The sequence below is a fragment of the Anoxybacteroides tepidamans genome (assembly GCF_014201465.1).
Classification (GTDB): Bacteria; Bacillota; Bacilli; order Bacillales; family Anoxybacillaceae; genus Anoxybacteroides; species Anoxybacteroides tepidamans.
Map to the genome: position 1 here is coordinate 23,743 of NZ_JACHEP010000009.1, position 22,217 is coordinate 45,959.

The window sequence follows — 22,217 nt, forward strand, 5'->3', positions numbered from 1 at the left end:
ATGAAAGTAGTCGTTCAACGCGCCAAAAACGCTCAAGTATCAGTAAACGGAGAAGTAATCGGCAGCATTGAATTTGGCCTCGTGCTTCTTGTAGGTGTGACCCATCATGATACGGAAGAAGATGCGGCCTTTGTTGCCGATAAAATTGCGAATTTACGCATTTTTGAGGACGAATCTGGCAAGATGAATGTATCATTGCTTGATGTCGGCGGTGCCGTTTTATCTGTTTCGCAGTTTACGTTGTATGGCGACTGCCGCAAAGGAAGACGCCCGAATTTTATGGAAGCGGCAAAACCTGAGCATGCGCTCAACATCTATGAAGCGTTCAATGACGAATTGAGGAAAAAAGGAATTACGGTCGAAACTGGCCGGTTTGGAGCGATGATGGAAGTGATGCTTACAAATGACGGGCCGGTTACGCTCATTGTCGAAAGCAAAGAAAAAAGCGAGTAACGATCGTTGCTCGCTTTTTGATTGGTTGTCTAACTGTCGGCGACATTGGTCCGAATTGCCTCTCCCCATCTATCGGCGGAGAGAGGCTGTGTCTGTTTGATGTTCGCCGGCTTTGTACTTTTATTGTTAATTGTTAAAATAGCGATTGAGCCCGTTCACAATCGCTGCTGCTGCTTGTTTTTGGTAGGCATCAGAAGCGATGGTGGTTAATTCAGTTGGATTGTTGACGTATCCAAGTTCAAGTAAAATAGACGGCACGTTCGTTTGGCGAATGACGTAAAAATCGCCAAACCGAATGCCGCGATATGGGATGGATAAGCCCTGAGAAAGGAATGGATCAAGCGATAACGCGAGCGGATAGTCGTTTGACTGATCGTAATAATATACCGTTATTCCGCTTGCTAATCCGCTCGGAGAGCTGTCGTAATGGATGCTAATAAAGGCATCCGCTTGATATTGGTGGACGATTTTCACACGCTCGGACAAGGTGAGATACGTATCATCTGTCCGGGTGAGAACGACGTTCGCGCCAGCGGCTTGCAATTGATTTGTCAAGAGCTTTGCCGTTTGCAGCGTCAACGTTTTTTCCATGACGCCGCTTCCGATGGTTCCGCTATCTTTGCCGCCATGACCAGGGTCAATGACAATCGTTTTGTTTTTCATCGTTCCGTTGTTTTCATTATTTCGAACAATGGAGACGACCCAATCCGCGACATATCCGCTTCCTTGCCTTGGAAGTTCGATTTTGTACCAATTCCCTTCTTTGGCGATGACTCGGTATTGTTGCCCGCGTTTGGCTGTCGACTGTACGCTCGATTTGAGTGATGGATTGGTTCGAATGTTCGTCCCGTCATATAACACTTTAATATAAAAAGATGCAGTCATTATGTATGTGCGATATACCCACCCGGTGAGGTTTCCATCAACTGTTATTTGATACCAGTCAGCTGTTTCCCCGATAATCCGCACTTGTTGACCAAACGTCATTTTTTTGAGCACATTCGCTTGTTGGGAAGGTTCGACGCGCACATTGAGCACATCAACCGCGACTGTGCCAATCTGTGCATTTTGCGCTTTGTTTTGCCCATTGCTATTATTGGACGTGAGATAGTCAGCTGACACCCATCCTGTCAGTGCACTCGTTTTGACCTTGATCCATCGGTTATTTTTGTCGATAGCATGAACGGTTTGTCCGCGCTGCAAATAGCCGATCACTTTCGCTTGCATACTTGGAGCGGAGCGAATGCGAAGTTGATTGACCGCTGCTTTCATTTGCATGTTGGCTTCAGCCACGTATTGCCGCGCTACCCATCCACTTTCTTTCCCATTGAGTCGCAGCTGCACCCAACCGTTCGTTTCTTGGACGACGGCATACGTTTCTCCATTGTTAAGCTTCTTTTTCACCTGATAAGCCGTACCTGGCCCTTCCCGCACGTTTAATCGGTCCGTTTTCGTTATTACCATTTTCGCTTCAGCCCAAGCGGAAACATGCAAGAAAAAAAGAAACAGCGTGATTAGAAGCAAATAAGCCGCTTTTCTCACACTGCGGCCTCCTTTCTTATGAAGTGGTGAGATCATAACAATTCTACAAAAAATGAAAAAATCCTTTTATTTTTTTTCAAAACGGGAAAGATAGTAGTAAATGTGGCAAGGAAAGGATGAAAAAAGTGAGAAATAGCGCAAAAGGGGAGTTTGCTCATCGAAGGGGCAGTGAACTATTTCACATTGATTTCCACGAATTTATACGAAAAGAAGCAGATCATACCGCTTATGAACTTGCATCGGAATTTGGCTTAACGTTGCGCGACGTGCAAAAATTAAAAAAACAATTGTTTCGCTCATAAATACTTGCTCTCTTCTTGACAAAACGAGCGTTCATTCGTAAGATAAAAAATAAAAATTGTTACAAAAAAGCCGATGACGGAGAAGAGTAGTTAAGAATACACATGGCCAGAGAGGAAATGCCGCAGGCTGAAAGCATTTCTCCATGATGACTTAACGAACGAACACTCTGTAGGTTTCTCTTTGAACGCAAAAGCCAGTAGAGGAGAACGCATCCCGCGCGTTATCGGGACAAAAGTGGAAGCTTTTTAGCTTCAATTAGGGTGGCACCACGGGAACATCGCTCTCGTCCCTATGTTTCATAGGGAAGGGGGCTTTTTATTTTGGAGAAAAATAGGAGGATGAGGCATGTCGTTTCAAATTCCGAGAGGAACGCAAGATATTTTGCCAAGTGAAGTGGAAAAATGGCAATATATCGAACAAGTGGCACGGGACATCTGTCGCCGTTACAACTATCAAGAAATTCGCACGCCGATTTTTGAACATACCGAATTATTTTTGCGAAGTGTAGGGGATACGACTGACATCGTGCAAAAAGAAATGTATACGTTTGAAGACCGCGGTGGCCGAAGCATCACCCTTCGTCCAGAAGGAACGGCAGCGGTTGTTCGTTCTTTTGTCGAAAACAAAATGTACGGCAGTCCGAACCAGCCAGTCAAATTGTATTATATGGGACCGATGTTTCGCTATGAGCGGCCGCAGTCAGGGAGATTCCGCCAGTTTGTGCAATTTGGCGTCGAAGCGCTCGGAAGCAATGATCCGGCGATTGATGCAGAAGTTATTGCACTCGCGATGGAAGTGTATCAATCACTAGGTTTAAAGAAATTAAAACTAGTCATTAATAGTCTTGGAGATGCAGAGAGCCGAAAAGCGCACCGCCAAGCTCTTATCGATCATTTTAAAGGGCGGATTGATGAGCTTTGTGAAGACTGTCAGTCGCGCCTTGAAAAAAATCCGATGCGTATTTTAGATTGTAAAAAAGACCGCGATCACGAATTGATGGCGACCGCTCCGTCGATTCTTGATTATTTAAACGAGGAATCGCGCGCATATTTTGAGAAAGTGCAAATATATTTATCGAAGCTAGGTGTCGACTTTGAAGTCGATTCCCGCCTTGTCCGCGGCCTTGATTATTACAACCATACCGCTTTTGAAATTATGAGTAATGCGGAAGGATTTGGCGCGATTACGACGCTGTGCGGCGGAGGGCGTTACAACGGGCTTGTACAGGAAATCGGCGGGCCGGAAACGCCGGGAGTCGGCTTTGCGCTAAGCATTGAACGGTTGCTTGCCGCGCTTGAAGCTGAAGGAATTTCGCTGCCTCTAATAGGAGGAATCGATTGCTACGTTGTGGCGCTAGGAGAAAAAGCAAAAGATGAATCGGTTGTCCTTGTGAATGCGCTGCGCAAAGCGGGCATTGTGGCAGAAAAAGATTATCAAGACCGAAAAGTAAAAGCACAATTGAAAGCAGCGGATCGCCTGCAAGCCAAATACGTGGCGATCCTCGGTGACGATGAACTGGAGAAACAAGTCATCAACATTAAAAATATGACAACGGGCGAACAAACGGAAGTGCCGCTCGATTCATTCGTATCATACGTAAAAGAAGCATTGCAATAGGAGGGGCTGACGAATGTTTGGAAGGACGTATTATTGTGGTGAAATCAACGAACAAGCGGTCGGGGAAAAGGTAACGTTAAAAGGATGGGTACAGAAACGACGCGATCTTGGTGGTATCATTTTTATTGAATTGCGAGATCGGACAGGAATCGTACAAATTGTGTTTAGTCCGGATGTATCGGAAGAAGCACTGCGTGTAGCGGAGACGATTCGCAACGAATACGTATTGGACGTGGAAGGAACAGTCATTCGCCGCGAAGAAGGGCAAGTAAATCCAAATTTGGCAACAGGAAAAATTGAAGTACATGTAGAGCGTGTCACCATTTTAAACGAAGCGAAAACACCGCCATTTATCATTGCGGATGAAACAGAAGTGGCCGAAGATATTCGTCTTAAGTACCGCTATTTAGATTTGCGCCGACCGGTCATGTTTCAGACGCTGAAAATGAGACATCAAGTAGCGAAAGCGATTCGCGATTTTTTAGATGAAGAAGGATTTTTAGAAGTCGAAACGCCGATTTTAACAAAGAGCACGCCGGAAGGAGCGCGCGACTATCTAGTACCAAGCCGCGTTCATCCGGGCGAATTTTATGCCTTGCCGCAATCGCCGCAAATTTTTAAACAGTTGTTAATGGTGGGCGGAGTTGAGCGGTATTACCAAATTGCCCGTTGCTTCCGTGATGAGGACTTGCGGGCTGATCGGCAGCCAGAGTTTACGCAAGTCGATATTGAAACATCGTTTATGAGCCAAGAAGACATTATGGCGATGGTCGAGCAAATGATGGCGCGTGTGCTGAAAGTCGCCAAAGGCATTGAGGTCGCTCTTCCGTTTCCGCGCATCTCGTATAATGATGCGATCGCTCGTTACGGTTCGGACAAGCCAGATACTCGTTTTGGCATGGAGCTTGTCGACTTATCCGAGCAAGTGAAAGCATGTAGTTTCAAAGTATTTGCTAGCGCTGTCGAAAATGGTGGCCAAGTGAAAGCGATCAACGTTAAAGGAGCGGCAGACAAATATTCGCGCAAAGACATTGATGGATTGACGGAATTTGTTTCCCGTTATGGTGCGAAAGGGCTGGCATGGCTTAAAGCCGAAGAGGACGGATTAAAAGGACCGATCGCGAAATTCTTCACAGAAGCAGAACAAAAAGGTTTGATGCAAGCGTTAGAGGTAGAAACGGGCGATTTATTGCTATTTGTGGCCGATACAAAAACGGTCGTCGCCGATGCGCTCGGTGCGTTGCGGCTGAAGCTTGGCAAAGAGTTGCAGCTTATCGATGAAACGAAGTTTAACTTTTTATGGGTAACAGACTGGCCGCTGCTTGAGTACGATGAAGAAGAAGGGCGCTATTATGCAGCGCATCATCCATTTACGATGCCGGTGCGCGACGATTTGTCGCGCTTGGAAACAGATCCGGCGAGCGTGCGCGCCCAAGCGTATGACCTTGTATTAAACGGCTATGAGTTAGGGGGCGGGTCGCTGCGCATTTTTGAACGCGATGTGCAAGAAAAAATGTTTAAAGTGCTTGGGTTTACGGAAGAAGAAGCGCGCGAGCAGTTCGGCTTCTTATTAGAAGCATTTGAATACGGAACGCCGCCGCATGGAGGTATTGCCTTAGGGCTTGACCGGCTTGTCATGCTGCTTGCGGGACGCACGAACCTTCGCGATACGATTGCGTTTCCAAAAACGGCAAGCGCAAGCTGCTTGTTAACAGAAGCGCCAAGCGCGGTCAGCGACAAACAGCTAGAAGAACTGCACTTAGCTGTGAAGGTGGAAAACGTAAGTCATTCGTGAACATTTGCAACCGAAATGACATTAAAAAGTACAACTGTCTGTTTGGAAGATGATTGAAAAGGGTTTAGAAATGTGTTATCATACATTCAAAACCGCCAGTCCTGATGTGTTCGTCGTATAACCTTATTGTTTTGACCGAACAATAAGTTATACGGGAGCTCGGAGTTTTCAAGCGGCGTACATGCCTCGAGGAGTTCGAGGACGTGCAAACCTTGAAACAGGGCACCCACCTGCTCGGAGCGGGTTCAAAACGAAGGCATCGACGGCACGATTGGGACTTGAGAAACCGGAATGAATCCCCTTATGTGAAGCACATGCTTTACATAAGGGTTTTTCTTTCTCAAAAAATCCGATTGAAATACTCGTTTTTATTGTGTAGGATAATAGCGGTACAAAAATGATGAAAGGTTATGGAGGGTATACATGCTGCATCAGTTTTCACGCAATGAATTGGCAATTGGAAAAGAAGGATTAGAAAAATTAAAAAAGGCGACAGTTGCCGTATTGGGAATCGGCGGGGTCGGTTCATTTGCGGTAGAAGCGTTAGCGCGCTCGGGAGTCGGGCGGCTTGTTTTAGTCGATAAAGACGATGTTGACATCACGAACATTAACCGTCAAATTCATGCACTTCTTTCGACTGTGGGACGGCCGAAAGTTGATTTAATGAAAGAACGCATTGCCGACATTAATCCGGAGTGTGAAGTCATTGCGTTAAAAATGTTTTATACGGAAGAAACGTACGAACAATTTTTCAGCTACGGATTGGACTTTGTCATTGACGCTTCCGATACGATTACGTACAAAATTCATTTAATGAAGGAGTGTTTAAAGAGAAACATTCCGATCATTTCAAGCATGGGGGCAGCGAACAAAATGGATCCTACCCGCTTCCGTATCGCGGATATTTCGAAAACCCATACGGATCCGATCGCGAAAGTCATTCGCACGAAATTGCGAAAAGAAGGGATTCATAAAGGAATTCCGGTTGTCTTTTCCGATGAAAAGCCGATCATTATTCGCGAAGATGTTCGCAAAGAAGTCGGAAACGATCAAGCGACGATTCGAAAAGCGAAAATGCCGCCTTCATCGAATGCCTTTGTGCCATCGGTAGCGGGGCTCATCATGGCCTCATACGTCGTACGGGAATTGCTAAAAGATGTGAAAATTTATCGCGTCGGAGAAGAATAGCGAAACAGGGGTCACTGAATACGAAGGTGTCCCTGTTTTTATCATTCAGTTGAGTTGGCCGTGACTTGATGTTTCGTCTTTCATCGACCAGATCGTTTTTCGACCGTGTTTAGCTTGGTAATATTATCTATGATAAATTGCCGAACGATTCACCGCTATTTCGACACGTAAAAGTTCTCTGCTGTGTGCGCAGGGAGCTTTCTATTTTCACTTCGCTGAAGGAGAGAAGAACATGCTTTTTTCTCAAGAGCCGTTATCTGTCCGCATGAGACCGCGAACAATTGATGAAATCGTCGGACAAACACATATCATCGGTCCGCATACTGCGCTGTACAAAATGATTCAAAATGGATATGTTCCGTCGATGCTTTTATACGGAGAGCCGGGAGTTGGCAAAACATCGCTTGCTTATGCGATCGCTGGTACAGTGAAGCGCGAATTTTTTGCTTTGAACGCGACGACATCAGGAAAAAAAGAAATGGAAGAAATCGTCGCAACCGCTCAAATGGTTGGAAACGTTATTTTATTTATTGACGAAATTCACCGTTTTAATAAAGCGCAACAAGATTACTTGCTGCCGAACATCGAAAACGGGCTCATTACGCTGATCGGGGCGACGACAGAAAATCCGTTCCATGAAGTCAATCCTGCGATTCGCAGCCGATGTGGACAAATTAAGCAGCTTAAGCGGTTAACGCCGGAGGAAGTTATCGTGTTGCTGAAAAGGGCGCTGCACGATAAGACGCGCGGGTTCGGAGCGATGTCGATCGCCATCGATGACCGTCTGCTGCAGTTGATTGCTGACGGAACGAATGGCGATGCGCGCTCCGCTTTGAACGCCTTAGAATCTGTCGTTTATGCATCGAAAGAAAAAGAAGGGCGCATTGTCATCGACGAACAAACAGTGCTTGATTGTGTAGAAAAGAAAGGATTTACCCATGATAAAAAAGGCGATACATATTATTCGCTTTTATCCGCCTTTCAAAAAAGCATTCGCGGCAGCGATGTCGATGCGGCGCTTCATTATTTGGCGAGGCTGTTAGAAGGCGGTGATTTGGCAGCCATTTGCCGTCGGCTTCTTGTCATCGCCTATGAAGATATCGGCTTAGCCAATCCGCTTATGGGTGTCAAAGTGAATGCTGCCATTCAAGCGGTGGAACGATTGGGGCTTCCAGAAGCGAGAATCCCTCTGTCGGTCGTGACGGTTGAACTATGTCTCTCAGCGAAATCCAATTCGGCGTATAAGGCGCTCGATCAAGCGATCGACGATGTGCGAAGAGGAAAGCTCGGCGAGATCCCTAATCACTTGAAAGATGCTCATTATAAGGGAGCGAGCGCACTAGGTCACGGAAAAGGATATCAATATCCTCATGACTATCCGAATAGTTGGGTGGCACAACAATATTTGCCAAACGAACTAATCGGCACACAATATTACGTTCCGAAAGAAAACGGCGAGGAAAAATATTACGCCAAAGTATATGCCAGATTATGCGACTTAAAACGTCAGGAAATGAAGTAAGAAAAAAAGTATGGTATAATAACAAAGGTTTCCGAGTTTACTGGTTAAATGGGGCGTGTTTATGAACGGTTCATTGTTTCGCTGGGGCATTTATTTTGCCGGATTACTCATTATGTCATTTGGCATTGTGTTAACGATTAAAGCAGAGATGGGAAGCGCTCCGTGGGATGTGCTTCATATCGGATTATATCGACAATTTGGATTAACCATTGGCACATGGTCCATTATTGTAGGCGCCGTTGTTTTAACGGTTTCTTCGCTTCTTACGAAAGAATGGCCCAAAATCGGGGCGTTTCTTAATATGTTGCTCGTAGGAGTTTTTATTGATTTGTATATGCTGATTCCATATCTCCAAACTCCGCGTGCATTTTTCGGAAAACTTTTCATGTTATTGATGGGCATTGTTGTTACTGCATATGGAATGGGCTTTTACATTTCAGCGAATATGGGCGCCGGCCCGCGCGATAGCTTAATGCTCGTGCTTACGGAGAAGACAGGTTGGAAAGTCGCGCATATCCGTATTACAATGGAATTGTTTGTTCTTTTGCTCGGTTGGATGTTAGGTGGACCTGTGTCGCTTGGGACGCTCATTTTTAGCGTGACGATCGGTTCACTAGTTGGCATGGCGCTTCCGCATTGCAGGCAAATGACGGAACGAATGATGATGATTAAAGCGGAAACGAATGCTAAGTCGTTAGGGGGGATAAGATGAAAATTTCAACAAAAGGCCGATATGGATTAACGATTATGATTGAGCTTGCGAAAAAATATGGGGATCGCCCAATTTCATTAAAATCGATCGCCAAAGCGCACGATTTATCGGAACATTATTTAGAGCAATTAATTTCACCGCTTCGCAACGCCGGTCTTGTCAAAAGCATTCGCGGCGCATACGGCGGCTATGTATTAGCCGATCATCCAGCGAAAATTACGGCCGCAGACGTCATTCGTGTTCTTGAAGGACCGATTAGCCCAGTTGAAGGGTTAGACGAAGAAGAACCGGCCAAACGGGAATTATGGATTCGCGTTCGCGACGCAGTACAAGAAGTGCTAGATAGCACAACGCTTGAAGATTTGGCAAAGTATAGCGACGGTGACGAAGAGTCATATATGTTCTATATTTGACGGCTAGAAACTAGAAAGGAGAATGGGCGTTGGAACGCATTTATGTAGATCACGCGGCGACATCGCCGGCGCACCCGGCTGTCGTCGAGCGGATGCTCCCGTTTATGACGGAATGGTTCGGCAATCCGTCGAGCATTCATTTTTTTGGCAGACAAAGCCGCCATGCGATCGACGAAGCGCGCGAAACGGTGGCGAAAAGCATCGGGGCGAAGCCGTCAGAAATTATTTTTACGAGCGGTGGAACGGAAGCGGATAACTTGGCGTTAATCGGAACGGCGATGGCGAACGCGCAGCGAGGCCGGCATATTATTACGACGGCGATTGAGCATCATGCCGTATTGCACACATGTCATTACCTTGAAAAACAAGGATTTGAAGTCACCTATCTTCCGGTCAACGAACAAGGAAAAATTGCGCTTGAAGATTTACAAAACGCGCTTCGCGATGAGACGATTCTTGTTTCGATCATGTTTGGAAACAATGAAGTCGGCGTATTGCAACCTATTCAAGAAATTGGACAGATGTTGAAAGCACATCCGGCCTATTTTCATACCGATGCAGTGCAAGCATACGGGCTTGTTCCGATTGATGTCAATGAGCTAGGCATTGATCTTCTTTCTGTTTCCGCGCATAAAATTAACGGGCCAAAAGGAATCGGCTTTTTATATGCGCGCGAGCACGTGAAGCTTGCGCCGCGGTTATACGGCGGCGAGCAGGAACGGAAGCGCCGGGCCGGAACGGAAAACGTCGCTGGCATTGTCGGCTTGGCGAAAGCGGTGGAAATCGCGCTGGAAACGATGGCCACAAAACAAAGTGAGTACCGGGCGTTAAAAGAGAAGATGGTCGCTATTTTCGAACAAAGCGGCATTCGTTATGCAATCAACGGCGACCAAGACGCATGCCTCCCTCATATTTTAAACGTGGCGTTTCCGGGAACAAATGTGGAGTCAATGCTCGTCAATTTAGACTTAGCAGGGATTGCTGCATCGAGCGGTTCTGCGTGTACAGCGGGGTCGATCGACCCATCGCACGTTCTTGTCGCGATGTTCGGTCAAAACTCGGACCGCATTCGTTCTTCGGTTCGGTTCAGCTTCGGGCTTGGAAATACAGAAGAACAAATCGAAAAAGCGGCTTATGAAACGGTGAACATTGTTAAAAGACTAACAAGCGAATAACGGAGGTTTTAACTGTTAGTTATACATTTACAAATATTTATAAACATCTCATAATTATTTATTAATATTTGTAAAAAGACAAGAAGATAGCGAAGGAGTTGGGAGAAGATGATCAAAACGTACAAAGTCATGCTTCTGCCCAACAATAAGCAAAAGACGAAGCTTTTTCAATGTGCACGTGTTGCCAGGTGGGCGTACAATTTTGCATTAGCACAAGAACAAGAAAACGACAAACAGGGTGGCAAATTTTTAGGCGATGATCACATCCGAAAGCGGCTGACACAACTCAAAAAAACGAAGGAATATGCGTGGCTCAATCAATATTCCAACAACATCACGAAACAAGCGATCAAAGACGCCTCAACCGCCTACGAAAACTTTTTGAAGGGAGAACCGAGTTTCCAAAGTTTAAAACGAAAAAGCGAAGTCGACCGAGTTTTTATCAAGATACGGCAAAAATTAAAATCACTGACACACATGTGAAGTTAGAAAAACTCACCACTTCGAGAAAGAAAAACAAACAAAAGCTGAATTGGATTCGGCTAGCGGAAAGAGGCAGGATTCCGCATGGAAAGCATGTAAAATATACGAATCCACGAATCATTTTTGACGGACTCCACTGGTATCTCACCATTGGAGTAGAAGAAGTAGAAGGGAAGCAAGACGCCTCCACCGAAGGCATCGGTGTTGATTTAGGCGTCAAATCTCTAGCTACCGTAAGCAATGGAATGACATTTCATAACATTAACAAAACGCCCAAAGTGAAAAAGCTTGAAAAAAGTATCAAACGACTACAAAGAAAGCTATCACGAAAATACGAAATGAACAAAGTCCAAATCAAAGGAGGTGAAGTCCGTTACAGAAAAACAAAAAACATCAAGAAGCTTGAATTCCTTGTTCTGAAAAAGCGAAGAAGGCTGAAAAACATCTGTTTCAATCATACCCACCACATCACAGCAACGTTGGTGAAAGCCAAACCGAAGTATGTTGTGATAGAACATTTAAATACAAGTGGAATGTTAAAAAACAAAAAGTTGTCCAAAGCGATACAAGAACAAACATTCCACGAGTTTAAGCGACAAATGACGTACAAATGTGCATGGCATGGAATTCAGTTGATCATTGCGGATCGTTTCTATCCTTCAAGCAAAAGGTGTAGCCGTTGCGGTCATGTGAAAGAGAAGTTTTCTTTATCCGAACGGATGTACCATTGTGAAGCATGTGGGATGGAAATGGATCGAGACTTGAACGCAAGCATCAACTTGAAAAACTATGCCCAATCCATGGGTTAGCACCACACGCGATCATGGATATGTACCCATACGTTAGTGGGGAGTTTAAGCCTTCGGAGCGCCACATCAAACGAGAGTAGCTTTGGCGAAATCGGGTGCGATGAACAAGGAAAGAAACATAGGTCTTTATAAGATTTTTTAACTATCTTATAAAGCCTTATAAGTTTTCTGTAACGGTGAGAGCGGTGAACAAAGCACCAAAAGATACGCGCGTCGTCGTCGGCATGTCCGGCGGGGTTGACTCATCGGTCGCCGCACTTCTTTTAAAGCAACAAGGCTATGATGTGATCGGCATTTTTATGAAAAACTGGGACGATACCGATGAAAACGGTGTATGTACGGCAACGGAAGATTACGAAGATGTAATGCGCGTCTGCAACCAAATCGGTATTCCGTATTATGCGGTAAATTTTGAAAAGCAATATTGGGATAAAGTGTTTACGTATTTCCTCGATGAATATAAAGCAGGCCGCACGCCGAATCCGGATGTTATGTGCAACAAGGAAATCAAGTTTAAAGCGTTTTTAGAGCATGCGATGTCTCTCGGAGCGGATTATTTAGCGATGGGGCATTATGCACGCGTCGAATATCGCGATGGCGAATATAAAATGTTGCGCGGCGTTGACCAAAACAAAGACCAAACGTATTTCTTAAATCAACTAGGACAAAAACAGCTTTCAAAAATCATGTTTCCAATCGGGAATATTGAAAAAGCGAAAGTGCGGGAGATCGCAAAAGAGGCAGGACTTGCTACGGCAACGAAAAAAGACAGCACCGGTATTTGTTTTATCGGCGAGCGCAACTTCAAAGAGTTTTTAAGCAACTATTTGCCGGCTCAACCAGGAACTATGCAGACGTTAGACGGCGAAATGAAAGGAAAACATGACGGATTAATGTATTATACGATCGGACAACGCCACGGCCTTGGCATTGGCGGAAGCGGAGAACCATGGTTTGTTGTCGGCAAAAATCTGAAAGAAAATATTTTATATGTCGCTCAAGGATTTGATAATGAGCTGCTATATTCAGACTCGATTATTGCGACAAACGTTAACTGGGTATCCGGTAAAATTCCAACAGAGCCGATGAAATGTACTGCCAAATTTCGTTACCGTCAACCGGATACAGGGGTAACGGTTCATGTTATTGATGAGAATACGGTAAGAGTCGTTTTTGACCAACCTGTTCGCGCGGTGACGCCCGGCCAAGCGGCTGTCTTTTACAACGGCGAAGAATGTCTAGGCGGCGGAACGATTGACCAAATTTTCCGCAACGGCGAAAAACTTTCGTATGTTGGGTAAAAATGGATCATAAAACCTCAACTCTTGGCGGAGTTGGGGTTTTATGTATGGTATAATGAAAAGGAGATGAACATATGGAAAATAAAAATGCGCTAGGCATTCAATATATGCAGGAAGGAAAGTACGAAGAAGCGGTAAAATGTTTTCATGAGGCGATTGAAGAAAATCCTAACGACCCCGTCGGCTACATTAATTTCGGGAACGTGTTAGCGGCCGCTGGCGAGGAAGAAAAAGCGATTCGCTTTTTTGAAAAGGCGCTTGCGCTTGATGAGCGAGCAGCGACGGCGTATTACGGGCTCGGCTCGATTTATTACAACCGAAAGCAATTTGCTAAAGCGAAAGATATGTTTGAACAGGCGGTGCAAAAAGGGCTGAACGACAGCGACGTCTTTTTTATGCTCGGCATGTCGCTTATGTTTTTAGAACAGCCGCGGCTTGCTTTGCCGTATTTGCAGCGCGCGGTTGAACTGAACGCGCGCGATGTCGAAGCGCTTTTCCAATTAGGTCTCTGTTTGGCACAACTCCAGTTTGTCGACGAAGCGATGCGCTATTTTGAACGGACGATCGCGTTAGATGAACATCATGCGGACGCCTGCTATAACTTAGGGGTGGCGTATGCGTATAAAGACGAGGCGCAAACGGCGCTTGAATGGTTTACAAAAGCGCTTTCGATTCAGCCGGATCATTTGTTAGCTGGACACGGAAAAAAACTGATGGAAAAAGCGCTCGGACAACGATAAAAGGTAGGGATTCCCATTGCAACAACAAGGATCGTTTGCCTTAGACGAAAAATCATTTATAAAAGGAACACATATCGTCACGATTTTTCATAACGAAAGCAATTTGTATTCTGTCGTGCGCATTCGTGTCGAAGAAACGAACGAGGCGTGCAACGACGAAGAAGTCGTTGTTACTGGCTATTTTCCGCGTATGCACGAGCAAGAGACGTATGTGTTTTACGGTTCGTTTAAGGAACATCCACGCTTTGGACGGCAATATGTCGCTGATTATTTCCGCAAAGACGTTCCGCATACGAAAGAAGGCGTCATCCATTATTTGTCGAGCGATTTATTTAAAGGAATTGGCAAAAAAACAGCGGAAGCGATCGTGGAGGCGCTTGGAGAACAGGCGATTTCCGTTATTTTAGCCGACCCTGAAGCGCTTGCGAAAGTGCCGAAACTGTCGAAAGCGAAAGCGCAAGAGCTGTACGAAACGTTAAAAGCGCACCAAGGACTTGAACAAATCATGATTGCGCTGTCGCGGCTCGGCTTCGGTCCGCAGCTATCGATGAAAATTTATCAAGTGTATCAAGACATGACGCTCGAAATCATTCAAAAAAACCCGTACCAGCTTGTCGAAGATGTCGAAGGAATCGGATTTGTTCGCGCAGATGAATTAGGCCACCAGCTTGGCATCTCTGGCCGCCATCCGGATCGCATTCGTGCGGCTTGTTTGTACGTGCTAGAAAGCGATTGTTTGCAGGAAGGGCACGTCTATTTAACAAAGGAGCAGTTATTAACCAAAGTAAAAGAGCTATTAGAGGCGAAGCGCGACGAAGCCGTGCCGGAAGAAAATATCGCCCATGTGTTGTTGATGTTGACAGAAGAAGGAAAGCTGATTAGCGAAGACGATAAATATTATATCCCTTCCCTCTATTTTGCGGAAAAAGGAATTGTAACGAACGTAAAGCGGCTTTTGCAACAGACGGTGACGGCATTTCCAGAGTCGGAATTTTTATTAGCGCTCGGGCAACTCGAGGAACGCCTCTCCGTCCAATATGCTCCGCTCCAAAAAGAAGCAATTCAGCAGGCGCTTTCTTCGCCGCTCTTTATTTTAACGGGAGGGCCAGGGACAGGAAAAACGACGGTCATTAAAGGAATCGTCGAAATTTTTGCCGAACTGCATGGCCTTTCGCTTGACCCTAAACATTACAATAAAGAAAATCCGTTTCCGATTTTATTGGCTGCCCCAACCGGAAGGGCGGCGAAGCGAATGGGAGAAGCGACCGGCTTGCCGGCGGTGACGATTCATCGCTTGCTCGGCTACAATGCGACAGAAGGGTTTACGCACGATGAAGAGGCGCCGATTCAAGGGAAGTTGCTCATCGTCGATGAAATGTCGATGGTCGATACGTGGCTGTTAAACCAACTGTTAAAATCGCTTCCTGATGGCATGCAAGTCATTTTCGTCGGTGATGAAGATCAATTGCCGTCGGTTGGACCGGGACAAGTATTAAAAGATTTGCTGCGAACAAACCTTATCCCGACTGTCCACTTGACTGAAGTGTACCGGCAGGCGGAAGGTTCCTCGATTATTGAACTCGCCCATCACATGAAAAACGGGGAACTTCCGCCTGATTGGGCTGCCCCGAAAGCGGATCGTTCGTTTATTCGTTGCCACGCAGGACAAGTCGTCGATGTTGTAAGGCAAATTGCCGATAACGCGTGGAAAAAAGGGTATGCGGTGAAAGATATTCAAGTATTGGCGCCGATGTACCGCGGACCTGCCGGCATCGACCGGCTAAATGAGGCGCTACAAGAGCTGTTCAATCCAAAAGCAGACAAAAAGCGTGAACTGGCAGTGGGGGATACGGTGTACCGCGTTGGCGATAAAGTGTTGCAGCTCGTCAATCAGCCGGAGCAAAACGTGTTTAACGGCGATATCGGCGAAGTTGTCGCCATCTTTTATGCGAAAGAAAATACGGAGGAGCAAGACTTAGTCGTCGTGTCGTTTGACGGGAACGAAGTGACATACACAAGGCAAGATTTAACGCAAATTACGCATGCGTATTGCTGCTCCGTTCATAAGTCGCAAGGAAGTGAATTTCCAATCGTCATTTTGCCTGTCGTAAAAAGCTACTATCGAATGTTAAGACGCAATTTATTATATACCGCGGTGACGCGCAGCAAAAAATTTCTAGTCTTATGCGGTGAGGAAGAGGCGTTTCAGATGGGAGTTGCCCGCTACGATGACAGTGTGCGGCAAACGACGCTCGCGGAAAAGCTCAAACAAGTATTTCAGCCAGTGCAAGAAGAAGAACTGCCGCTTGATGATGCCAACATCGGGATGGAAAACGTTTCACCGTATGACTTTATGAACGAGGGAACAAGATAAAGATGTAAGCCGCACATCATAGGCCGCTTCCTCTTCCAATGTATAAGCTTTGAAAAAATTGACAAAAATAAAGGTAAAATGGAAAGAGGAGCGTGCCTTTTTGTGTTGAAATGCCCTAACTGCCAAAGTAAAAATTTAGGAAAAATTGGTGTGAACCAATATTATTGCTGGAATTGTTTTATCGAACTTTCTGTTCATAAAGGAATGATTTACACGCATCAAGTCGAAGAAGACGGAACGCTCAGTTCGCTTGATGATTTGTTCAGCGAGCAAGAACGAACGCTTTCGTCATAACATGAGGGGGACTGACGATGAACCGGACGATGACATCGCTTATGGCGATCGGTTTAGGCGTTGCCGCCTACCAAATGGCCCGGCGCAACGGCGGCATGAACATGCGCAACGTACGAAAAATGGGCCGGCAGCTCATGCGCTCATTCACGTAAAAAACAGCACCTAGAGGGGTGCTGTTTTTTGCATAATTATCCGCTAATCCTCCACACTAACGTGTAGGAGGGATGCACGTGCAAAATGAGCAATTGCGCTTTTTTATTCGCGTGACGAAAGCGTTGCTTGTCGTTGTGTTGCTTTATTTCATCATGAGGATGAAAGGGTTTTGGCTGCCGATTTTAAATGTGATCTTGACGGTGCTGACGCCGTTTTTGATCGCTGCTTTTATTGCGTACTTGCTGCATCCGATTGTCGAGTACATTCACAAAAAGGGATGGCCGCGGGCGCTGGCGATTTTACTCATTTATGCCTTTTTTTTCGGTGGGGTCGGATATGGGGCGTACAAAGGCATCCCGATTTTTCTCAAACAGCTGCAAGACATGACAGAAAGCCTGCCAATGCTTGTCCATACATATAAATGGTGGACGAACAAAATCCACGACGGAACCGCCACTTGGCCGAAACAGATTCATCAACGCGTCGAGACAACGATTCTCGAAGTCGAGGCATTGCTAGGGCTATGGCTAACGAAAACGGTCACAAACGTAAAACATCTGCTCAACTCAGCGTTCGTTTTTTTACTCGTACCGTTTATCGCCTTTTATATGTTAAAAGATATCGAACTTATCAAAAAAGCGGTTTGGAAACTGACGCCAAAAAAATGGCGGAAAGAAGGGCTCGCATTTTTAAAAGATATCGATGAATCGCTCGGCAACTATATTCGCGGCCAACTGCTCGTCTGCTTTTTAATCGGAAGCGTTGCGGCGCTCGCCTTTTGGATTGCCGGAATGAATTATCCGCTTTTGTTAGGGTTTATCATCGGGGTGACAAATGTGATCCCGTATTTCGGGCCGATTATCGGGGCAGTTCCAGCCGTTCTTTTAGCGGCCACGGTTTCGCTAAAAATGGTGGTCATTGTCATTAGCATCATTTTTGTCTTGCAGTTTTTAGAAGGCAACATTTTATCGCCTCTCATCGTCGGGAAAAGTTTGCATATGCATCCGCTCGTCATCATGTTTTCGCTCTTTCTTGGCGGTGAAATCGCGGGAGTCATCGGAATGATTATCGCTGTCCCGTTCGTCGCCATTTTAAAAGTGTCACTTTTACATGCAAAGGAGCGTTTTCACACACATTGACAATCAAAGGAAGCTTGTCTATAATCTGTGTGAAAAGGTTTATACATAAACGCGATGACGGATCGAGTATGTTACAGTCCATCTTAACGCGCATTACGCGCACAGAGAGGAATTTCCGCGGCTGAAAGAAATTCCAGATGAAGGGTAACAGAACGCTAATCCGGAGCGCAGGTAAAACCTGACGGCGAAGCCACGTTACGGCTTTTAGAGGTGATGGACGTTTGTCCATAAACAGGGTGGTACCGCGAGCATAACTCTCGTCCCTGAATGGGATGGAGAGTTTTTTTATTGATATAAAAAGATAAAGGAGGCAAGTTGTTATGAAGAAATTAACATCTGCACAAGTTCGCCAAATGTTTTTAGACTTTTTCCAAGAAAAAGGCCATGCTGTAGAACCGAGCGCCTCGCTCATTCCGATTGACGATCCTTCTTTGTTATGGATCAACAGCGGCGTTGCGACGTTAAAAAAATATTTTGACGGGCGTGTCATTCCAGACAATCCGCGCATTTGCAACGCGCAAAAATCGATTCGCACAAACGATATTGAAAACGTCGGAAAAACGGCGCGCCATCATACGTTTTTTGAAATGCTCGGAAACTTCTCGATCGGTGACTATTTCAAACGGGAAGCGATTCATTGGGCATGGGAGTTTTTAACGAGCGAAAAATGGATCGGCTTTGATCCGAACCGCTTATCGGTCACCATTCATCCAGAAGATGACGAAGCGTTTGACATTTGGCATAAAGAAATCGGCCTTCCGGAAGAACGCATTATTCGGTTAGAAGGGAATTTCTGGGATATCGGTGAAGGGCCGAGCGGACCGAATACGGAAATTTTCTATGACCGCGGGGAACAATTCGGCAACGACCTAAATGACCCGGAATTATATCCAGGCGGCGAAAATGAACGCTATTTAGAAGTATGGAACCTCGTATTCTCGCAATTTAACCATAATCCAGACGGTACATATACACCGCTGCCGAAGAAAAACATCGATACCGGCATGGGATTAGAGCGGATGTGCTCGATTTTGCAAGATGTACCAACGAACTTTGATACGGACCTTTTCATGCCGATTATTAAAGCAACGGAACAAATTTCCGGTGAGAAATATCGCGTCGATGAAGAAAAAGATGTGGCCTTTAAAGTGATTGCCGACCACATTCGCACAGTCACGTTTGCAATTGGAGATGGCGCCCTTCCGTCGAATGAAGGACGCGGCTACGTCTTGCGCCGCTTGTTGCGTCGTGCCGTCCGCTATGCGAAAAAGCTCAATATTAACCGTCCATTTATGTACGAATTAGTGCCGGTCGTCGGCGAAATTATGGTCGACTACTATCCGGAAGTGAAAGAAAAAACAGAATTTATCCAAAAAGTCATTAAAAACGAAGAAGAACGGTTCCATGAAACGCTTCATGAAGGCTTGGCGATTTTAGCAAGCGTCATTCAAAAAGAAAAAGCGCGCGGCAGCAACATGATTTCCGGCGAAGACGTCTTCCGGCTGTACGATACGTACGGCTTTCCGGTTGAATTGACGGAAGAATATGCGCAAGAAGAAGGAATGAACGTCGACCACGACGGGTTTGAACGGGAAATGGAACGGCAGAGGGAACGTGCGCGCGCGGCACGCCAAGAAGTCGATTCGATGCAAGTGCAAGGCGGTGTACTCGGCAATATTAAAGTCGAAAGCCAATTTGTCGGCTACGATCAACTTCGTACGCAATCGATTGTGACGGTCATCGTGAAAAACGGGGAGCTGGCCGAAGAAGTCAGCGAAGGCGAAGAAGCACAAATTATGTTAGACGTGACACCGTTTTATGCGGAAAGCGGCGGCCAAATTGCCGATCAAGGCTTTATCGAAAATGAAACGACAACAGTGTATGTGAAAGACGTGCAAAAAGCGCCAAACGGACAACATTTACATCACGTCATCGTCGAAAAAGGAACGCTTAAAAAAGGCGAGACGTATACAGCCTACCTTTTCGAAGACAAGCGCGCCAATATTGTAAAAAACCATACGGCGACGCATTTGTTGCACCAAGCGTTGAAAGATGTGCTTGGCGTCCATGTCAACCAAGCAGGTTCTTTAGTCGCACCAGACCGCTTGCGCTTTGACTTCTCGCATTTTGGTCAAGTGAAACCGGAAGAATTAGAGCGAATCGAAGCGATTGTGAACGAAAAAATTTGGCAAAGCCTCCCTGTGCAAATTGACTACAAACCGCTCGATGAAGCGAAAGCGATGGGCGCGATGGCGCTCTTTGGCGAAAAATACGGCGAAATCGTCCGCGTCGTGCAAGTGGGCGAATACAGCTTAGAGCTTTGCGGCGGCTGCCATGTCACAAACACGGCGGAAATTGGTCTCTTCAAAATTGTATCCGAATCAGGAATTGGCGCAGGCACGCGCCGCATCGAAGCGGTGACAGGCGAAGCGGCCTACCGCTTTATGAACGATCAGCTTGCATTATTGCAAGAAGTTGCGCAAAAATTAAAAACGAATCCGAAAGATATCATCGGGCGGATTGACGCATTAATGAGCGAAATTCGCGAACTGCAGCGCGAAAACGAATCGCTTGCGGCACGCCTAAGCAATATGGAAGCAGCCAATCTTGTCAATAAAGCGACAGAAGTAAACGGCATCAACGTTCTCGCAAGCAAAGTGAACGCACCAGATATGAACAGTTTACGTACGATGATGGACGAATTAAAGCAAAAGCTCGGTTCAGGCATAATCGTGCTTGCTTCCGTTCAAGGCGAAAAAGTGAATTTGATTGCCGGCGTTACGAACGATTTAATCGACAAAGGATTCCATGCTGGTAAATTGATTAAAGAAGTCGCCACCCGTTGTGGCGGCAGCGGCGGCGGCCGTGCAGATATGGCGCAAGCCGGAGGAAAAGACGCGAACAAAGTGGGCGAAGCGCTACAATTTGTCGAAGAATGGGTAAAATCCGTTTTATAATTGTTTCATAATGGTGTACAATGGATGTAAGAGGTGGAGATGCCAGATTTCTCTGAATCGAGAGCGAGGTGCATGACGGTGAGCTCATTTGATCAAACGATGCGATTTAATTTTCCTGAAGAGCCTGCAGAAACGAACGTCCGTGAAGTACTATTAACCGTATATGAGGCTCTTCAAGAAAAAGGGTACAATCCGATCAATCAAATTGTTGGCTATTTATTATCTGGCGACCCCGCTTACATCCCGCGCCATAAAGACGCGCGAACCCTCATTCGCAAAATTGAACGGGATGAATTAATCGAGGAATTGGTGAAATTCTATTTAACGACAGCACGCCGCTAACACAATTAACAACGGACATGCGAACAGATGAGCGTAGTAGCTAAAAAGCGGACGTTGTCACGGAGCTGCATGGAAGGAAACAAATACTGAAAGGATTGACGTATGCGCGCATTAGGGCTTGATTTAGGAACGAAAACGCTCGGGGTAGCGGTAAGCGATGAGCTAGGCTGGACGGCTCAAGGAATTGAAACGATTCCGATCGATGAGGAAAAAAAGCAGTTCGGCTTAAAGCGGTTGCGCGAGATTATTAAAGAGTATAACGTGGGAACGATCGTGCTCGGCTTTCCGAAAAACATGAACGGAACGGTAGGGCCGCGCGGCGAAGCGAGTGAACGTTTTGCCGAGTTGCTAAAAAAAGAATTTTCTTTGCCGGTCGTTTTATGGGACGAGCGTCTTTCGACCATGGCGGCCGAACGCATGCTGATCGCTGCCGATGTCAGCCGCAAAAAGCGGAAAAAAGTAATTGATAAGATGGCAGCAGTGATGATTTTGCAATCTTACCTCGACAGTAAACAATAATGGAGGAAATGAATATGGAACACGGTGAAAAACATATTACCGTCGTAGACGAAAACGGAAATGAGCAATTATGCGAAGTATTATTTACATTTGAATCGGAAGACTTCGGAAAGTCATACGTCTTTTACTATCCGATTGGCGCAGAATATGATGACGAGGAAGAAACAGAAATTCACGTATCCGCCTTTATCCCTGGCGAAGGTGAGCAAGAAGGAGAACTTCAGCCGATCGAAACAGAAGAAGAATGGGACATGATCGAAGAAGTGTGGAACACGTTTTGCGCTGAGCAAGAAGAAGACGAAGAATAAGGATGGCTGAACGAGCCATCTTTTTTTTTGCAGAAAAAGAAAAGTCATAGCGAAAAATGCAAAAATTTGTAGTATAAT

Annotated in this window: 20 protein-coding genes, 1 other RNA gene, 1 pseudogene and 2 other annotated features; of the genes and pseudogenes, 21 read left to right on the forward strand and 1 reads right to left on the reverse strand. The window is 45.8% G+C overall.

Going from position 1 to position 22,217, the window contains the following annotated elements:
- Positions 1–453: a D-aminoacyl-tRNA deacylase gene (gene dtd, locus HNQ34_RS09365; protein ID WP_183253883.1), complete on the forward strand. Its 453-nt coding sequence runs from the start codon at positions 1–3 to the stop codon at positions 451–453.
- A 126-nt stretch (positions 454–579) separates the two neighbouring features.
- Here the strand turns inward: dtd and HNQ34_RS09370 are convergent, their stop codons facing one another.
- Positions 580–1,995, reverse strand: coding sequence for an SH3 domain-containing protein (locus HNQ34_RS09370; RefSeq protein ID WP_312856115.1), 1,416 nt, complete (start codon positions 1,993–1,995; stop codon positions 580–582).
- A 116-nt stretch (positions 1,996–2,111) separates the two neighbouring features.
- Here HNQ34_RS09370 and HNQ34_RS09375 point away from each other — a divergent pair, with 116 nt between their 5' ends.
- The 20 genes and pseudogenes from HNQ34_RS09375 (at position 2,112) to HNQ34_RS09470 (ending at position 22,139) form a co-directional block, all read left to right on the forward strand.
- Entirely contained in the window at positions 2,112–2,297 is a 186-nt protein-coding gene (locus HNQ34_RS09375; protein WP_183254049.1) for a hypothetical protein, read from the forward strand.
- 64 nt (positions 2,298–2,361) lie between these two features.
- Positions 2,362–2,592, forward strand: a binding site (T-box leader).
- Positions 2,593–2,643: 51 nt separating this feature from the next.
- The gene (gene hisS, locus HNQ34_RS09380) at positions 2,644–3,915 is read left to right on the forward strand and encodes a histidine--tRNA ligase (protein WP_183253887.1); all 1,272 of its coding nucleotides are present in this window, start codon (positions 2,644–2,646) and stop codon (positions 3,913–3,915) included.
- 13 nt (positions 3,916–3,928) lie between these two features.
- Complete coding sequence (gene aspS, locus HNQ34_RS09385) at positions 3,929–5,710, forward strand: aspartate--tRNA ligase (protein WP_183253888.1); 1,782 nt, start codon at positions 3,929–3,931, stop codon at positions 5,708–5,710.
- Between the two features lie 95 nt (positions 5,711–5,805).
- Positions 5,806–5,992, forward strand: a non-coding RNA gene (gene ssrS, locus HNQ34_RS09390) — 6S RNA.
- 141 nt (positions 5,993–6,133) lie between these two features.
- Positions 6,134–6,898: a tRNA threonylcarbamoyladenosine dehydratase gene (locus HNQ34_RS09395; RefSeq protein WP_183253890.1), complete on the forward strand. Its 765-nt coding sequence runs from the start codon at positions 6,134–6,136 to the stop codon at positions 6,896–6,898.
- Between the two features lie 232 nt (positions 6,899–7,130).
- Positions 7,131–8,420, forward strand: coding sequence for a replication-associated recombination protein A (locus tag HNQ34_RS09400; RefSeq protein WP_183253892.1), 1,290 nt, complete (start codon positions 7,131–7,133; stop codon positions 8,418–8,420).
- A 61-nt stretch (positions 8,421–8,481) separates the two neighbouring features.
- Positions 8,482–9,132, forward strand: coding sequence for a YczE/YyaS/YitT family protein (locus HNQ34_RS09405; protein WP_183253894.1), 651 nt, complete (start codon positions 8,482–8,484; stop codon positions 9,130–9,132).
- Positions 9,129–9,545, forward strand: a complete 417-nt coding sequence (cymR, locus tag HNQ34_RS09410) for a cysteine metabolism transcriptional regulator CymR (RefSeq protein ID WP_183253896.1) — start codon at positions 9,129–9,131, stop codon at positions 9,543–9,545. Before HNQ34_RS09405 ends, cymR begins: the two co-directional genes overlap by 4 nt.
- 29 nt (positions 9,546–9,574) lie before the next feature.
- Positions 9,575–10,720, forward strand: coding sequence for a cysteine desulfurase family protein (locus tag HNQ34_RS09415; protein ID WP_183253898.1), 1,146 nt, complete (start codon positions 9,575–9,577; stop codon positions 10,718–10,720).
- Between the two features lie 108 nt (positions 10,721–10,828).
- Positions 10,829–12,012 (forward strand): annotated as a pseudogene (locus HNQ34_RS09420) (RNA-guided endonuclease InsQ/TnpB family protein).
- A gap of 185 nt (positions 12,013–12,197) precedes the next feature.
- On the forward strand, positions 12,198–13,313 hold the full coding sequence (gene mnmA, locus HNQ34_RS09425; RefSeq protein WP_183253900.1) for a tRNA 2-thiouridine(34) synthase MnmA: 1,116 nt from the start codon (positions 12,198–12,200) through the stop codon (positions 13,311–13,313).
- A gap of 74 nt (positions 13,314–13,387) precedes the next feature.
- On the forward strand, positions 13,388–14,053 hold the full coding sequence (locus HNQ34_RS09430; RefSeq protein ID WP_183253902.1) for a tetratricopeptide repeat protein: 666 nt from the start codon (positions 13,388–13,390) through the stop codon (positions 14,051–14,053).
- 16 nt (positions 14,054–14,069) lie between these two features.
- The gene (gene recD2, locus HNQ34_RS09435; protein WP_183253903.1) at positions 14,070–16,427 is read left to right on the forward strand and encodes an SF1B family DNA helicase RecD2; all 2,358 of its coding nucleotides are present in this window, start codon (positions 14,070–14,072) and stop codon (positions 16,425–16,427) included.
- A gap of 102 nt (positions 16,428–16,529) precedes the next feature.
- A complete protein-coding gene (locus HNQ34_RS09440; protein ID WP_183253906.1) occupies positions 16,530–16,721 on the forward strand; it encodes a hypothetical protein in 192 nt (63 codons plus the stop codon).
- A 17-nt stretch (positions 16,722–16,738) separates the two neighbouring features.
- Positions 16,739–16,873, forward strand: a complete 135-nt coding sequence (locus HNQ34_RS09445; protein WP_183253908.1) for a YrzQ family protein — start codon at positions 16,739–16,741, stop codon at positions 16,871–16,873.
- Positions 16,874–16,951: 78 nt separating this feature from the next.
- Positions 16,952–18,013 carry an AI-2E family transporter gene (locus HNQ34_RS09450; RefSeq protein WP_409978365.1) on the forward strand — a complete coding sequence of 354 codons (1,062 nt, stop codon included), beginning with the start codon at positions 16,952–16,954 and terminating at the stop codon, positions 18,011–18,013.
- Positions 18,014–18,058: 45 nt separating this feature from the next.
- Positions 18,059–18,281: a binding site (T-box leader), on the forward strand.
- Positions 18,282–18,333: 52 nt separating this feature from the next.
- Positions 18,334–20,970, forward strand: a complete 2,637-nt coding sequence (gene alaS / locus HNQ34_RS09455) for an alanine--tRNA ligase (RefSeq protein ID WP_183253912.1) — start codon at positions 18,334–18,336, stop codon at positions 20,968–20,970.
- 78 nt (positions 20,971–21,048) lie between these two features.
- Entirely contained in the window at positions 21,049–21,312 is a 264-nt protein-coding gene (locus HNQ34_RS09460; protein WP_183253914.1) for an IreB family regulatory phosphoprotein, read from the forward strand.
- A gap of 102 nt (positions 21,313–21,414) precedes the next feature.
- The gene (gene ruvX, locus HNQ34_RS09465; protein WP_183253916.1) at positions 21,415–21,831 is read left to right on the forward strand and encodes a Holliday junction resolvase RuvX; all 417 of its coding nucleotides are present in this window, start codon (positions 21,415–21,417) and stop codon (positions 21,829–21,831) included.
- A 14-nt stretch (positions 21,832–21,845) separates the two neighbouring features.
- Positions 21,846–22,139, forward strand: a complete 294-nt coding sequence (locus tag HNQ34_RS09470) for a DUF1292 domain-containing protein (RefSeq protein WP_183253918.1) — start codon at positions 21,846–21,848, stop codon at positions 22,137–22,139.
- Positions 22,140–22,217: the final 78 nt, after the last annotated feature.

Excerpts from the sequence above, each read along its gene's own strand:
- dtd (WP_183253883.1), top strand. The coding sequence starts at position 1 with ATGAAAGTAGTCGTTCAACGCGCCAAAAACGCTCAAGTATCAGTAAAC.
- HNQ34_RS09375 (WP_183254049.1), top strand. The coding sequence starts at position 2,112 with ATGAAAAAAGTGAGAAATAGCGCAAAAGGGGAGTTTGCTCATCGAAGG.
- hisS (WP_183253887.1), top strand. The coding sequence starts at position 2,644 with ATGTCGTTTCAAATTCCGAGAGGAACGCAAGATATTTTGCCAAGTGAA.
- aspS (WP_183253888.1), top strand. The coding sequence starts at position 3,929 with ATGTTTGGAAGGACGTATTATTGTGGTGAAATCAACGAACAAGCGGTC.
- HNQ34_RS09395 (WP_183253890.1), top strand. The coding sequence starts at position 6,134 with ATGCTGCATCAGTTTTCACGCAATGAATTGGCAATTGGAAAAGAAGGA.
- HNQ34_RS09400 (WP_183253892.1), top strand. The coding sequence starts at position 7,131 with ATGCTTTTTTCTCAAGAGCCGTTATCTGTCCGCATGAGACCGCGAACA.
- HNQ34_RS09405 (WP_183253894.1), top strand. The coding sequence starts at position 8,482 with ATGAACGGTTCATTGTTTCGCTGGGGCATTTATTTTGCCGGATTACTC.
- cymR (WP_183253896.1), top strand. The coding sequence starts at position 9,129 with ATGAAAATTTCAACAAAAGGCCGATATGGATTAACGATTATGATTGAG.
- HNQ34_RS09430 (WP_183253902.1), top strand. The coding sequence starts at position 13,388 with ATGGAAAATAAAAATGCGCTAGGCATTCAATATATGCAGGAAGGAAAG.
- HNQ34_RS09445 (WP_183253908.1), top strand. The coding sequence starts at position 16,739 with ATGAACCGGACGATGACATCGCTTATGGCGATCGGTTTAGGCGTTGCC.
- alaS (WP_183253912.1), top strand. The coding sequence starts at position 18,334 with ATGAAGAAATTAACATCTGCACAAGTTCGCCAAATGTTTTTAGACTTT.
- ruvX (WP_183253916.1), top strand. The coding sequence starts at position 21,415 with ATGCGCGCATTAGGGCTTGATTTAGGAACGAAAACGCTCGGGGTAGCG.
- HNQ34_RS09470 (WP_183253918.1), top strand. The coding sequence starts at position 21,846 with ATGGAACACGGTGAAAAACATATTACCGTCGTAGACGAAAACGGAAAT.